We start from the raw sequence: 13,699 nt of genomic DNA, 5'->3' as shown, positions 1-13,699 counted from the left end.
TGACTGTGGGTATGGAGTCGGGCAGCAGGGGGGTTGCCTCCTGTCTGAAAGGCTTGGTGGGTTTGGGTTAGGTCTCTTGTCCGTGCATCATCAGCGGCTGTGCGTAGACGCGCCCGTTTCCGCTCGTACGCCGGGCCTGCACTTCGACGTCGATTTGTCCCCCGGGATCAACTCCGGTGAAGCCCGTGTAATCGAAAGAGGCGCCGGCGCGGATGGTTGGTCCCCACGTCTGCTCGTTAACGAGGACCCGTATTTCGCCGGAGGTTCCCCCGTCGAAAGCCGTGTGCATGTAGAGCCGGAATTTGGGCTGCCACACCGAGTTGAAGGAGTGGGCGATCCTGGTGAACTCGGTCGAGTCCGTGCGTGGCCAGTTGCTTGCGTCGGAGTCCTGTGGAGGTAGCAGGCCGAGGTAGGGGTAGGCGATGCCGCCGGTCCGTACGTCGTCAGCCCAGATGACGTGTCCTTTGGCATCCCATAGGCGTACGGGCTGCGGGATGCTTTCGTCGGTTCCGAGGCGGATTGTGAGAGCCGATGTGCCGTTCTGTCGGCCCAGATGGAGGCCGTATTCGCCGTTGGGCCAACGGCCCACGCCGAGGATCTGTGAACCGTTAGGGGCGTAGACGCCGAGGGTGCCGCCCTCGCCAATGCGTACGTCTCCTTTGCTGACTTGGTTCATGGCCGGTCGGATTTGAGAGCGGCCGGCGAGTTGCCGCACCTGCCTTTCCAGCTCGCGAATGCGGTCGAGTAGGTCGAGGGGCACAGCAGCCATCAGGCAGCCTCCAAATGCAACTGGGCAGTCTCGGCGCGCCCGCGCTCGGCGGGCGTGACGGACATGCCGATCACGCGGTACCGGGCGTCGAGGCCGGCAGGCCACCACAGGTCACGAATGCGGAGCCTGATCGTGGCGCCGAGCGCGGCCGGCGACAGGCCGCCGTCGAGCCGCACCGTGATCTCGGGGATGGTGAGGGGGGCGCGGGCGCGTGCGTGGTCGGCGCGTGCGTGGGCGTCGAGTACATCCTGCGTGATGACCGTCTGATAGTCCGAGCTGCCGTCGAGGCGGGGCCAGCCGGCGGCGAGGTCCTGGTCGGCGACGAGCAGCGCGGACGTGAGCGGGACTGATTCGGCCGCCTGATTCGAGTTCGTGCTCGCACCGCGGGACTGCCACGCATTCGCGGTCACGGTGGCATCGACCGGCCACCCGTAGGCCAGGACGGGCCCGGGGTGGTCGAGGACGATCTCGCTCGCCCCCGTGCGGATGGGGGAGCCGAGCTGCAACCGTTTGATGCGGCGCCCGGACTCCGGGTCACGCATAGATGCGATGCGCCACTCGAAACCCCCCTCGACTGCTCCGAGTTGGGATATCAGGTCGCGAATGTGCGGCAGGTCGTATCGGGAGTACACGCGGTCGCGACGCACGCCCGAGGGGGTTGTGTCGTAGGTGATTCCGATGTCGCCGCCGACGGTGTTCTGCGTGTAGTCGATGAGCGTGCGGACGATGTCGTATTGGTCGACGCCGGTTGCGGTCAGCGTGTCGTAGAGCATGCGGTGGTCGAGATAGGAATCCCACCCGGCCGCCTGTATCTGCACGGCAATCTCGCCGCGGCTGCTGCTGTTGACCCGCGCCGTCCAGAGAATCCCGCCCCACCAGATTTCACGCCCGCGCTCGACCCATACCGCGGTACGGCCGGGCTCGATGACCTGTCGTACGCGGGCGGCGAGTTGGGCATTCGGCACGGGGATGGTGCCGGACATGCTCGGGGTCTTGCCGATCCAGTCGTCGAATGCCAGCCCCTGCACCGGCAGGACGTCGAGCAACTGGTCGGTGCGCAGGTCACAGAACAGGACCCGGTAGGGGGTCATCGTGCACCCCCTTCGGGTCAGTCCGCTGTGTAGGTCACTCCGTCAAGGCTGATCCACTGGGGGAGCTCCCAGAATTCGTAGGTGCGCACTGCGCCGCCGGGCTGGATTTCGACGCGGCAGAGGGAGGGGCCGCGGTTGATCTGGTCACGCGGCGATGCCCATGCGAATTCCCTGCCGCCGGCCGGCCGCGCTTCGACCGGCAGGGTAAGAATCGTCGCGCCGTTGGGGATGGTGCCCCCGGACTTCGTCGGGCCGATGCGTCCGCGCAACATGATCACGGGGCCGATGCGGCGCCATGCCGCGGGAGTGCCGTGGTTGGGCCAGCCGTAGCCCGAGGACAAGGTGAGCGGCTGCCACCCCGAGTCAGTCGGGTACGGCTGCCACGCTGCCCCCTTCGCGGACCAGCGTTCCAGCCCGGTGCCGGTGTCGCGGTACTGCCCGTCGTAGGCGCCCGGGAAGGCGAGCCCGTACCCGCGGGGGATGATCCCGCCGGCAGCGCTGGTGAAGCGGCGCCGGTCGGCGAGGGCCGAGCCCCAGGTGATCCCGCCGGTACCGGCCGAGGTGCCGGCCGGGACGGTGACGTCCCACAGACGCAGCACTGCGCCGGTGAGGGTGGGGGCGCTGGGGGTGGCGGTCGCCTCGCCCTGGACGACCTCGACGCGGGCGGCGGGGGCCGGCGAGGTGTCGTACCCCGGGTCGGCAATCCGGAGCACGATGGAGTCGATCCGCCCGTACTGGGGGGAGCCGTCGGCAATGGTCACCACCTCGGGGGCCGTGATCGCCACCGGGTAGGCGCCTTGTGCGACGGTGCCCTGCACGATCGCGCGGCCGACGCCGATCTGCACCTGCATCGCCGACACCCCGACCGCAGCGAATGGCTGCCCGCCGGCGATCACGCCGTCGCGGCTGGTCATCTCCCCCGCGGGCGCCATCACCCCGAGCGGGGTCACGCGGGTGTCTTCACGGGTCTGCCCGGTGCCGAGCAGCCACGCGGAACGGACGGTCATACGGAGCAGTCCTCCTTACCAGTAGGCCGAGCGGAAGCTCACGGCCACGGACGAGCGGGGGTCGGATGAGCCAGGGGCGGCGCGGTAGGCCAGCGTCGACGTGCCCGGCAGCAGCGTGAACACCGCCTCGGGAACGCTGCGGCCGGTGACGGTACCCAGGCGGGACGTCGAGCCGTTGAGTAGGACAGTGCCGGCCCCGGTGTCGACGGTGAGCACGTCGGAGGAGTCGAGGACGATGTCGTACTCGACGACGTCCCCCGTGCTCACGTTCGTCAGGCTCGGCCGGTCGACGGGCCCGCGGAACTCGATCACGGGGCTGACGGGGGCGTCGCCCTCATTGGTCACGGTCATGCCGCCCGTACTGCCCGGCGGCCCGAAATCCAACGGCCACACCAGCCCCTCGGGGCCGGGGGCGAGGTGCCAGTCGAGGCCGGGCTCGGGCCGCGGCAGACGCGCCTCGACGCGCTGCTCGACCAGCGAATAGCGCCTCGGGTCGGTCGCCTCGAACTGCAACGCGCCGCCCTCGGCCACACCGACCCGGTAGCCGGAGGCCACGGGGACGCTGCGCCGCAGGCACCGGGCCCAGCACATCAGCGCCGGCCCGTCGTCCAACTTGATCGCGAGCGGCAGCTCGTCATCGCGCAACGCAGTCGCCGCGGCCAGGGCCCGCACCGCGGCACTCATCGCACCGGGCTCGGTACGCAGCACGAGGTCGTTCACCGTGATGGTGCGAGGCTGCGCGAGCAGCACGCCAGGGAAGGCGCCGTGTTGGGACGAGCGGGGCACCGTGCCGGAGTCGAGGCCCGGTGTTTCCTCCCAGCCGGCAACGGACTTCCAGCGCACGGGGGTTCCGGGGCCTATGAGGAAGTCGCCGAACTGGATGTGCCCGGGGAGCCTCGCCAGATCACCGGGGGCCACGTTCACCCCCTGCCTTTCATGTGCCAGGTGAGCGCCGCCGCGGTCTGATCAGCGCTCGCACTGCCTGCGTGCCAGTTCTCGATGTGCACCGCTGGCCCCCAACCCCCTCCGGCCGCGGCGCCATTGGACGGGCCGCCAGGGGTGGAGAACTGCGCGGATGGGACGGGTACGAGATTGCGCATGGTGCGGTCGATGGCGGGAGCGCCGGCCTTGATGCCCTCGACGACACCGGCCGGAATGAACTTGCCGATCTTGTCGCGCATAAGGCGGCTCGGCGAGTGAATGCCGAGCGCCTTAGCGATGGGTCCGGGGATTGCGCTGCTTGCCCAGGACATGAGCTTTGAGCGCAGCCACCCGCCCATGCCGAGAATGCCGTTCCACAGCCCGCGGATGAGGTCTTGTCCCTTGCCGTACAGCATGGAACCGAAATCGCCGAAATAGCCGACGATGCGCCCCGGGAGTCCGCGGACGTAGTCGAGCATTTCACCAGCCTTGCGGGACGTGCCATCCTTCACGGCACTCCAGTGTCGGAGGATGGTCCCGACGAGGGGCCAGTCGAAGAAGAAGCCCACTATCCGACCGGGGATGCCGGATATCCAATTCGTAATGGCATCCCAGACGCGGACGGTGCCGGATTTGATGGAGTCCCAGTGGCTAATGATGAGCCCGGCGATTGTCCAGTTGAGGAAGAAATCAAGGAGGGCTTGGCCAATTCCCTTGATCTTGCCCCATACCCAATCCCACGCCGCGGACGTCGCAGAAACGATTCTGTCCCAGTTGGCAACGACGAGGACGACCAGGGCGACAATCGCGGCGGTTATCCAGCCGACGGGCCCCATGCCCATGACCCACGCAGCCGCCATTTTGGCGCCCTGAATCGTCGACTGCGTCCCCATCAGGACCCACGCGCCGACGACCCGTAGGGCCGCCATGCCGGCCGCGGCTCCCTGCGCCACCCATCCGCCGATGATCAGCGCATTTGTGGCGAGGAAGCGGACCCCGGCGGCGACGCCGGCGGCGCCCTGCGTCACCCACCCCGTGACTACGGCGGCCGTCGTCACTCCCATCTGAGTGGCCAGGGTGACGAGGGTCGGCAGCATCAGGACGGTGATCACCGTTGCGGCGGCGGTGAGCTCTGTCGAGTGCTCCTTTATGAATTGAGTCGAGGCGGACCATGCTTTACCGAGTCCGCCCGCTCCGATCCAGTCGGCGAGCTTCTCGACCACGGGTATTACCTTGCCGCCGATAAGGTTGACGAATTTCGTTTCAAGCGCCCGCTTGAATACCTCGATCTTCGTTGCGGCGTTGTCTCGCATTGCGTCGCCGGCCTTGTCCGTCGCCCCCTTGACGTCGCCGAGGGCGTCGACTGCGTGAGCGGGGTCAAGGGCATAGATGGCCTGCTGCATGTCTTCGAATTTGGTGCCGAAGAGGCCGAGGGCGATCTCGCTTTTCTTGGCGGGGTCCTTGACGGCTCGCAGCTTGGTGATGATCTCCTCGAACGCTTTTCCTGCTGCGGGTCCACCCTTCCGGAATACCTCCTGCATTTTCTCGCCGGAAAGGCCGAGGTCCTCGTAAGCCGTCTTGGTGGTGTCGCTCATCCCCTGCGCTTGCAGCGTGAACTCTTTGAGCGCGTCGGCGACGACGTCGGCATCGCGCGCGCCGCCTTTGAGTCCCTGGGACATCAGGCCCATGGACGTCTTTGCGTCGAGGCCCAACTGTCGGAACTCGGTGGGGTATTCGCTGTAGGTGTCGAGCAGGTCCTCGGCGGCGTTGACGCCGTTCTGTGAGCCCTTGACGAGGACGTCCATAGCCTCATCCGCGGATTTGGCTACGCCGGTCTTCAGCATGACGCCGACTGCGCGGCTTACCTTGCTGACGTCCTCGCCCATGACGGAGGCCGTATCGGCGACGCGCCGGCCCATCGTCTGAATCTGGGACTGCGTCGCCTCGGGCGGTAGGAGACCGTTCTGTGCGATCCCCTTCATGATCTCGGCGCCGTCCTCGACCGAGTCGACGATCGCGCCGGAGTAGAGTTGCCCGGCTGCCTTGCCGTACTCGGCGGCGATCGGGCCGGAACTGCCCATCTGGGCCCGTAGCTTGCCCTGCACCTTCCCTTGTTCGAGGGCCTGACTGATGCCGCCCATAAGGGCCGCGCCAATGCCGATGCCGAGGGCCGCCGCGCCGAGCTTGGACAGACCGGATTTCAAGGCGTTCGATGCCCGTTCGCCGCCGGCGCTCGCGCCCTCGGCGACGCCGTCGCCGAGATCCCGTCCGGCCTGCTGGCCGGCGCGGTCTGCGTCTGCGGCCATCTGCGCGCCGCTCGCGCGCACCGTCGCCTCGGCCCGCTGAGTGCCGGGGCCAACCGCGCTGTCGTCCACGCTGAGTGTGGCGGCGAGCTCGCCAACCCGGAGGGGCATGTGCTCATCACCTCCGGGGAGTTGCACCCCCTGAGGTGGGGGAAGGGTCGGGTGGGGGTGTGAGCACGCGGGCGAGGCGTGATTCAGCGCTTAGGAGCGCGAGAATGCGTACGCGTAGCCATCGCCATGTACGGGCGCGCAGCAGGGAGGGGTCGCCGAGATCGATGCCGTAGACCTCGTGCAGGTCAGCCTCGATGAGGGGCCATTCGCTGAGGATTTGGGGCCACGTCAGGGACGGGCCGGCCGCGCCTTTGCGCGGGTGGTGGCCTTCCGGCCACTCGTACCATTCGTAGAGCCCCGATTCGACGTCGAGTTCGCCCCGGCCGATCGGTTGCGGCGTGCCTGCCGATTCGGGGCCGCTCGATTTGGGTCGCCGCCCGAATTCCAATAGCGCTCGCTCGCGGCCTTGTCCTGCGAGATCCACACCATGGCCGTGACTGCGCTGTGCTTGAGGGCGGGCCACGTCACACCGTCGGCGAGCATGCGGTCGTACGCCTCGCCGAGGACGTCGCGGTACAGGTCGCGCTCGGCCGCGTCGCCGAGTACTTCCTCGTCGACCCGACCGCCGTCGGCCGCGACTGCGGCGGCGTGAATGATCGCCTGCACCCGCAGCCCGACCTCGGCAGACGGAGCCGGCACCACGTACAGGGTGTCGCCGATCGGCAGGGCGAGCGTCTCGTCGAGCAGCTCGCCGAGTGCCTCGAAAGCCATCAGGCAGCCACCACCTTCGGCGGTGTACCGGCCACCGGATTGACGATCTGCACCAGAGGGCCCGACCCGGTCAACGTGACCTTGATCGAGTCGATCTCATCCGGGCCGCCGCCGTCGGGCTCCCACGTGACGAGCGCGGTGCCTTCCTGAGCGTCGTCCTGCCCGGTGCGGTCGTAATACCGGACCTTGACGTAAGAGGCGGCGCCGAAAGACATGCTCGCCTTTCTGAGCGCTTCCTGCGCCGCATTGAACTTCCCCGTCACGGGGTGCGCTCGATGCGCCATCGTCGTCTCAACGGACCACGCGAGCATGGTCACGGCCTGCTCGCTCCACCCGTCGGCGTCGTAGCTCGTGACATCCTGCTGGGTGGGTTCCACTTTCGGTGTGAATTCGGTGATCCCCGGTATCAGGGTCCAATTCGGGGTGCCGCTCGCGCCCATGTCGAGTTCGAGGCGGTAGCGCCTCGCAAGCGCGGTCACGGTCTCGGCCGGCGGCGTAGGCGTAGCCATAGGGCCTCCTATTCGAGATGGGGGTGCGCGCGGTGCGCGCGGAGGTAGTAGTTAGAGCTGCGCTCCATGCGGCCGGAGGAATCGGCGCCGATCGGGGCCCCCGAGGCACGGGTGATGAGCTGCACCCGGACCGCTCCGAAGAGGAACGGCCCGGCGCCCTGCAGGACGGAAAACAGCAGATCATCGAGGGCGTCGACCTCGCGCGGGTCTGCCCCTGCGCGGGTGCGCACCTGCACGCCCGTCGTCGTGTCCGTGAGCACGGAAGAGTCGGCGACGACGTAAGCCGAGAGGCAGATCGCGCGGTCGGGGGCCGGCGGCATGGCGGCGACCGTGATCGCGGTCTCGCCCGGGGCGTACACGCCCTCGGGCCGGTAGGTGCCGACACCCTGCTCGTGCAGGAGTCGGGCGAGACCGTCCAAGAGATCGGTGGTGTACGACATCAGCCGCCCAACGCGCGCCGGACCTGCGCGGCGATCAGCGCCTGCACCTCGCCGGACACTTCCGGCAGCACGGATTCGAGGTACTTCGCCGATCGGCCGGGACTGTGCCGCGCGTTCATGTCCTCATGGACCCTCACCGCGTATGTCGTGTCGTAGGACACGGCGGCGGTCATCGACTGCTCGTCGACTGAGGCAGCGCCACTCCGTTCGAGGGTGCCCTCGTTGATCGGTACGCGCTGCCTGCTCGCGGCGAGCACATGCTCGGCGCCGAGCAGCAGGCCCCGAGCCGCGGCGCGGCGCATGAGCTCGGTTGCGGCGGCGCCGTTCCACTGGAGTCGTACGGATTGGCTCACTCGCAGCTCACCTCCGTACAGGCCGGCACCGGCAGACCCGGGGCGGTGTGGTGGTTGACGGTGATCGCCTTAGTGGTGCGGCCGTTGGGCAGGGTGATCTTTGATCCGGGCGGGCAGTCCAGCGTCGGCCCCGCGATCACAGTTGCGGTGGCGGTGACCTGCCGGCCGTCCGCGGCGCGGACGAGCCGAGGGGAGGAGTCGACGAGCGCCGGCACGTCCGGGATGGCGTGCCGGTACTGCTCGCCGTACGCCCCTTCTCCCGCGTACGGCTCGACGGTGATCCGGTGGCGCAGCAGGGCCAGCGGGACGCGGGTCACCATGCGTAGATCCGTCCGGGCGACAGGCCAGCGCGGCGCAGGGCCCGGTCGGCGCGCGGGGCGAGCTCGACGCCGGACGAGCCGGCGCTGCGCCCGGTGCGGCCGGACAGGCTCACGGGGCCGATCGAGACCGAGTCCCATGTGCCGCTCGCGCCCGTCCCGTCGTCGCCTGTGGCGAGCTGCCACTCGACTTGTGCGCACGTGGCGGCGGACAGAGCAGCGGCGATGTCCGGGTCGGTGGGGTCGCCGTCGTCGTCGACGGGATAGACCGAGGTGAGCAGGGCCGAGTCGATGTCCTCGGCCGCCCTGGCGAGCAGCCGCTCGGCGTCGGGCGGCGCCGGGTGTCCCGTCCACGCGGCGAGCTGCTCAGGGGTCGCGTAGGGAAGTCGAGCCACGGCGCTACGCGGCCCCCTGCGTCTTCAGGACGACGATCCCCTCGTCGTCGAGTCGGTGCGTGGCGTAGTGCACGGTCGTGGTGAGCACGGTCGAGCGGGCAAGCACGTCCCGGTCGGTCTCGACCAGCGGCTGCCGCTTGTAGAGCAGGCCGAGCGACCCGCGCCTGATCATCAGGGCGTTGTAGGTGGTCGGGGCCTTACCGTCGGGGCTCGGAGTGGTGGTGACGCGGTCCGAGACGAGGACGTTGACGCCGCCCACCTGGCCGATCACGCCGCGGGGGATCACCGCGCCGCCGGCGCCGAGCTTGTCGGCCGAGATGAAGTTCGGATCCTTGAGCAGGCTCGCGCGCTGCGAGCTGTGGATCACGATTCCGGCCATGTTCTCGGGATCCCACTCGTCCCGGAAGCGCGCGATGCCGTCGACCATGACATCCCAGGACAGGGCCTTAGCCGCGGCGTCGACGGTGATCGCGCCGGGAGCCTCGGCCGCGGCCGTCAGGTCCCGGTCGATACGCCGGGCAATCAGGATGCCGAGCTGCCGCTGCGCCTCGGCGTAGGGGTCGCCGAACGCCACAAGCCGGGACTTGTCTGTGAAGCGAACGGCCTTGCCGATTTCCCGGATCGTGGCTCGGGCGCCCTTGTCGGTGCCGAGCTGCTCGGGGGTCATCGGGGTGGCCTCGTCGAGCTCGTCTGCCTCGCCCAGCGGCTTCCACTTGGGGAAGTCGATCGACGCACCGGGGATGCCTTCGAGGGTGTTGTCGTTGATCGCGAGCGTGCCCAGGACCATGGAGCCCCGGAACTTCGCCGCGACCATGTCGGCCCACACTTCGGGGATGAGCATCTGTGCGGATGTGGTCGTGCCGGTCGCCATGCGGCGCCTCCTTAGTTCTCGGACGCGGCAGACAACTGCCGGTACAGGTCGGGGTCAGACTGGTGCAGCTCGACGCGCTGCGCGTAGGTGAGCCGCGCGAACTGGGCCGGGGTGATCTGCTGTGCGGGACCGCTGGAGAAGTCGGCGCCCCCGCGGGTCGGGCCGGCCGGAGCTGCGCGCAGGTGGGGGTGTGCCTCGACCGCGGCGGCGATCATTTGGCCGAGCTGCTCGCCGAACTTGCCGTCGGTGGGGTCGAGGTCGGCGAGCTGCCGCTCGACCGCGCGGGAGTCCAGCAGCCGGCCGGGGTCGGCGCCCGCGGCGTGCGCGGCCTGGTGGGCGGCGAGCTCGACGCGCAGCCGGCGCGCCTCGGCGAGGGCCTGGTCGCGCTCGCTGGCAGCCTGCTCGGCGAGCCTGGCCGGGTCTGCCTCGCCCTGCGCGCCCTCGGGATCGAGCAGCCGGCGCAGTGCGGCGTGAAGCTGATCGCGGTCTGCGGTGGCCTGCTCGCGCTCGCGCTGCGCCTCGACGAGGGCCTGCTCGGTCGCCGGATCGGGCGCCGTCGGAGCTGCGGGGGCCGGCGCTGGCGGCGGGGCGGCCGGGCCCATGTCGGGGGTGGGCTCGGTGCCTGTTGCCGGGGCGGCCGGGGTGGGATCGGACATGGGGAAAGGACCCTCCGGGCTGGTGCGGGCATGAAAAAAGGCCCGCCGAGGGCGGGCCGTGAAAGGGAAGGAAGGGGGGCCGTGCGGGCTTCCAACCCCGTTCGGCTCACCCCCGCGTGCGGGGCGGGGGTCGGTTACTAATGGGCGGCGCGGCCCCCCGGTGGTCCCGGCCGGTGTCGAGCCGGCGGTGCTCCTGGTGAGCTGCGGGACCTGCGGGCCGTGGGGGACTCGTCCCGCCTGCCGCTACTGGGGGTTGGTCTCGCCAGGGAGGGGGCGGGCGGCGGCGTACCCGCGCAGCCACGCGGAGCGCAGCAGGTTCCCGGCCGGGTAGGGGCACGCAGTCGGCCGGTCGCCGGCGGCGCCCGCGCGGCGTCCGTCCTGCATGGCCTGGACGATGTCGGCCCGTGAACCCATCCGGTAAACGTCCCCTCGGTTAGAGCTTGTTGTCGTGTTCGGTGCGGCGTGCGCGGGCGGTGTCCGCAGCGCTGCTCCGTATGCCGGTGACCTGCTCGGTGTACTCCGCCAGCGTAGTGCGCGGGTGGATCTGCCACCATCGCTTGAGCTCTTCCGACGCACGGGCGTAGGCGACGTGAGCGGGGCCCGTGAACAGGCTGATCGGGTCCACGCCCGCGAGGTCGGCCTCGCGGGAGAGCAGCACGCCGCGCAGCTCATCCTCGGCGGCCATGTACTGCGCGTACACGTGCTCGCGGTACATCTCCTGTACCTGCGACCGGCTGTACGCGGTGCGCTGCGCCTGCTGCGCGGCCTCGCGCTCGGCGATCCAGCGCTCGGCCGCGGACATGCCCACATACGGATCGTCGGGCAGGTCGTCGGCCAGGTGCGCCCAGTCGTCGGGGTCGCCGGCCGGGCCGAGGACCTCGTCGAGGGCGGCGCGGTCGGCGAGCTGCCCCTCGACGGTGTGCGCTCCGGCCGCCTTCGGCATCGGGGCCGGCGGGTACCGGCGGTCGAGCTCGGCGGCGATCCGCAGCGCGTCGTCGTCCCTGGCGTACCGGATCGCCCACCCGAGGGCGTCGTCGCCGACGCCGGAGAGATCAGCGGCCAGCCGGCCGCCGGGGAACACGTCGCCGAGCAGCTGCCGGCGGTGCGCCTCGGCATCCAGGGCAGCGCGCTCGGTGTCGCCGGCGCGGCGGGCCCGGTCGGCGAGCTCGCGCTCGGATAGGCCAATCAGGTCCCGGCGGGCGCCGGGCAGGGCGGCGTCGATGTCACGTCGGTCCATCTCGGCCATGACGCGCAGCATGTCGTCGTCGCCCAGGTGGCCGGAGACGCGCGCGAGCTCGTCGTCGGAGAAGACGGCGAGGTTGTCGGCCAGGCGGCCGGCGGGGCGCACGCGGTCGAGCAGCACCTGCTCGTCGCGCCGGTCGGCCTCGGCGCCGATCCGGTCCCGGTCGCGCCGGTCGAGGACGTTCGAGCGGATGGCGGCGCCGAGCTGCTCGTCGCTCATCTCGGGCAGAGTGCGAGCGTCGCCGGAGCGCACGCGCGCGGCCTCGAACGCGTCCGTCCCCGGACCGCTCGGCGAGCCGGGCCAGCCGGCCGTTCCGTCACTCGAGGTTTTGTTGCCGGCGCCGATCTGCTCGCGCTCGCGGCGCCGGATGAGCTCGGGATGCGCGGCCAGGTGCTCGCGCTGGCGCTTCTGCCACTGCCGCACACGGGCCTCGGCCGCCTTTTTCGCGTCCGGGTCGGTCGCGGCAGCGGCGCGGTTCTTCCACTTGCGGATGCCGCGCTCGATCGCCCGTTGCTGCTGGGTCGCTTCGTATCCGTCTGGGTCGGTGGCGTGCTCGGTGGGCTCGCGGGTGACGCCGGGCAGGTACGCGGCGACCGAGTGCCGGCAATTGGGGTGCTGGAACCCGCGGGTGCGCGCTTCGTCGAGTGATCCGGCGATGGTCACACGCACGGTACGGCCGTCCTCGACGGCGTGCTCGACGTCCACCTCGCGCGCCCCCGACGGGCCGTCGATCGACAGCACCTTGCCCTCGAAGGGCCGGCACAGGGGGCACTCGTGCGGAGCGTTGGAGACGATCACGAGGTCGAGGCCAGCGGCGCGCAGACGGTCAGTGTGTCCCTCGACTGCAGCGCGCCCGACGCTGGTGCGGGTGGCCATCTCGGCGTAGCTCGTCATCTGCCACGACCGGCCGGCCCGGTCCACGAACGCCCTCAAACCGCGGTCGGCGAAACGCTCCATCGCGCGCTGTGTGGCCTGGCGCCGGGTGTCGATGCCGAGCAGGGGCGTTGCGGACACCTCGGCGATCACCTGCCGGTATCCGTCTTCCACGCCGCGCAGAATGCCGCGGTGGGTGGCCTCGACGAGATCGATCGTCTCCTGCGCGAGGCGGTCAACGGCACGGCCGTTGGGCGTGCTCTCGGCGATCCGGCGGGCGTCGACGTCGTCCAGGGCGCCGAGCTCAGCGAGACCAGAACGGGCCCCGACGGTGTACGCCTCGGCGACCGCGTCGAAGACCTCAACCTGCATGGCCGTGCCGAGCGCGTCGACGACCCCCTGCGCACCGCGGCGCAGCGCCTGCACGTCCCGAAGTTTGGCCGTGGCCCAACCGGGCGCCTCGAAACCGTCGGCGAGCTGCCGCGCGACGACGCCGAGCAGCCGCTGCTCGGCGTCTGCGTACAGGGCCAGGACGCTGGCCGACAGGTCCTCGACCATACCCGGATGGATCGGCACAGCACCCCCTTGTATTGCTACATGGAGTTCAGCGCCTTGTTCGCTTCGCTGATGAAGCCCAACAACGCTGTGTGGATCTCTAGGTTCAGGTGCTCTAGTGCCTGAAGCGAGTGGGACCGCGCCTCCGCGAGGGATTGCACTTCTCGCCGGGCAAGGGCCAGGGGCGCCCGCATGGACTCGGCGCACTCGGCTACTTGGGAGGGGCCTTCGAGCGAGACCACCTGCATGAGCCTAACGAACGTGTCGTATGCCTCCCGTGCAGCAGCTAGTTGTTCATGAAGAACGGTGGCGCGCTCTTCGGGGACGGGAGATTTATGGGCGTCCCGAATGGCCCAAAGGATCTTGCGTTGATCCTGAGTGTGCGTGATGAGGTCGAGGTACGCGACTCGTCGAATCTCTCGCCGTCGCTCGTCGCGCTGGGCAGCAGCCTCAAGCCTGACCCGGTCGCGCGCGGCACGAGTGTGCCCCCTGCTGGTAACCCAGCTCGCAATGATCGCCGTGCCACTGGTTAAGCCGGCAATCCACAGCTCAATATCGGCCATATTGGCCAGTG

16 protein-coding genes are annotated in these 13,699 nt (G+C 69.8%); all 16 read right to left on the bottom strand.

Annotated features, from left to right (window positions below; translation table 11 throughout):
* Positions 1-67: 67 nt before the first annotated feature.
* The 16 genes from AB4K12_RS22280 to AB4K12_RS22205 all read right to left on the bottom strand — a co-directional run bounded on the left by AB4K12_RS22280 (position 68) and on the right by AB4K12_RS22205 (position 13,688).
* Positions 68-769, bottom strand: a complete 702-nt coding sequence (locus AB4K12_RS22280; protein WP_368435876.1) for a hypothetical protein — start codon at positions 767-769, stop codon at positions 68-70.
* Entirely contained in the window at positions 769-1,860 is a 1,092-nt protein-coding gene (locus AB4K12_RS22275; RefSeq protein WP_368435875.1) for a hypothetical protein, read from the bottom strand. The genes AB4K12_RS22280 and AB4K12_RS22275 overlap by 1 nt, the downstream gene beginning before the upstream one ends.
* 17 nt (positions 1,861-1,877) lie before the next feature.
* Positions 1,878-2,867, bottom strand: a complete 990-nt coding sequence (locus tag AB4K12_RS22270) for a hypothetical protein (protein ID WP_368435874.1) — start codon at positions 2,865-2,867, stop codon at positions 1,878-1,880.
* A gap of 15 nt (positions 2,868-2,882) precedes the next feature.
* Positions 2,883-3,785 (bottom strand): hypothetical protein, encoded by a 903-nt coding sequence (locus AB4K12_RS22265; protein WP_368435873.1) that lies wholly within the window; start codon positions 3,783-3,785, stop codon positions 2,883-2,885.
* Between the two features lie 2 nt (positions 3,786-3,787).
* A complete protein-coding gene (locus AB4K12_RS22260) occupies positions 3,788-6,163 on the bottom strand; it encodes a phage tail tape measure protein (protein ID WP_368435872.1) in 2,376 nt (791 codons plus the stop codon).
* Positions 6,164-6,430: 267 nt separating this feature from the next.
* Complete coding sequence (locus AB4K12_RS22255; protein WP_368435871.1) at positions 6,431-6,913, bottom strand: hypothetical protein; 483 nt, start codon at positions 6,911-6,913, stop codon at positions 6,431-6,433.
* Positions 6,913-7,422 carry a phage tail tube protein gene (locus AB4K12_RS22250; RefSeq protein ID WP_368435870.1) on the bottom strand — a complete coding sequence of 170 codons (510 nt, stop codon included), beginning with the start codon at positions 7,420-7,422 and terminating at the stop codon, positions 6,913-6,915. The genes AB4K12_RS22255 and AB4K12_RS22250 overlap by 1 nt, the downstream gene beginning before the upstream one ends.
* A gap of 8 nt (positions 7,423-7,430) precedes the next feature.
* On the bottom strand, positions 7,431-7,841 hold the full coding sequence (locus AB4K12_RS22245; RefSeq protein ID WP_368435869.1) for a minor capsid protein: 411 nt from the start codon (positions 7,839-7,841) through the stop codon (positions 7,431-7,433).
* Between the two features lie 20 nt (positions 7,842-7,861).
* Complete coding sequence (locus tag AB4K12_RS22240) at positions 7,862-8,215, bottom strand: hypothetical protein (RefSeq protein ID WP_368435868.1); 354 nt, start codon at positions 8,213-8,215, stop codon at positions 7,862-7,864.
* Positions 8,212-8,535 (bottom strand): hypothetical protein, encoded by a 324-nt coding sequence (locus tag AB4K12_RS22235; RefSeq protein ID WP_368435867.1) that lies wholly within the window; start codon positions 8,533-8,535, stop codon positions 8,212-8,214. Before AB4K12_RS22235 ends, AB4K12_RS22240 begins: the two co-directional genes overlap by 4 nt.
* Positions 8,529-8,927 (bottom strand): hypothetical protein, encoded by a 399-nt coding sequence (locus AB4K12_RS22230; RefSeq protein WP_368435866.1) that lies wholly within the window; start codon positions 8,925-8,927, stop codon positions 8,529-8,531. Before AB4K12_RS22230 ends, AB4K12_RS22235 begins: the two co-directional genes overlap by 7 nt.
* Before the next feature lie 4 nt (positions 8,928-8,931).
* On the bottom strand, positions 8,932-9,798 hold the full coding sequence (locus AB4K12_RS22225; protein ID WP_368435865.1) for a N4-gp56 family major capsid protein: 867 nt from the start codon (positions 9,796-9,798) through the stop codon (positions 8,932-8,934).
* Between the two features lie 11 nt (positions 9,799-9,809).
* Positions 9,810-10,454, bottom strand: coding sequence for a hypothetical protein (locus AB4K12_RS22220; protein ID WP_368435864.1), 645 nt, complete (start codon positions 10,452-10,454; stop codon positions 9,810-9,812).
* Between the two features lie 243 nt (positions 10,455-10,697).
* The gene (locus AB4K12_RS22215) at positions 10,698-10,868 is read right to left on the bottom strand and encodes an Rmf/CrpP fold protein (protein WP_368435863.1); all 171 of its coding nucleotides are present in this window, start codon (positions 10,866-10,868) and stop codon (positions 10,698-10,700) included.
* Between the two features lie 19 nt (positions 10,869-10,887).
* Complete coding sequence (locus AB4K12_RS22210) at positions 10,888-13,146, bottom strand: phage minor capsid protein (protein ID WP_368435862.1); 2,259 nt, start codon at positions 13,144-13,146, stop codon at positions 10,888-10,890.
* Positions 13,147-13,163: 17 nt separating this feature from the next.
* Complete coding sequence (locus tag AB4K12_RS22205; RefSeq protein ID WP_368435861.1) at positions 13,164-13,688, bottom strand: hypothetical protein; 525 nt, start codon at positions 13,686-13,688, stop codon at positions 13,164-13,166.
* Positions 13,689-13,699: the final 11 nt, after the last annotated feature.

Origin of the sequence: Streptomyces sp. C36 (assembly GCF_040932295.1) — a bacterium.
Lineage (GTDB): Bacteria > Actinomycetota > Actinomycetes > Streptomycetales > Streptomycetaceae > Streptomyces > Streptomyces triculaminicus.
The sequence above is the reverse complement of the archived record's forward strand: the minus strand, read 5'-3'. Positions and strand labels throughout refer to the sequence as shown.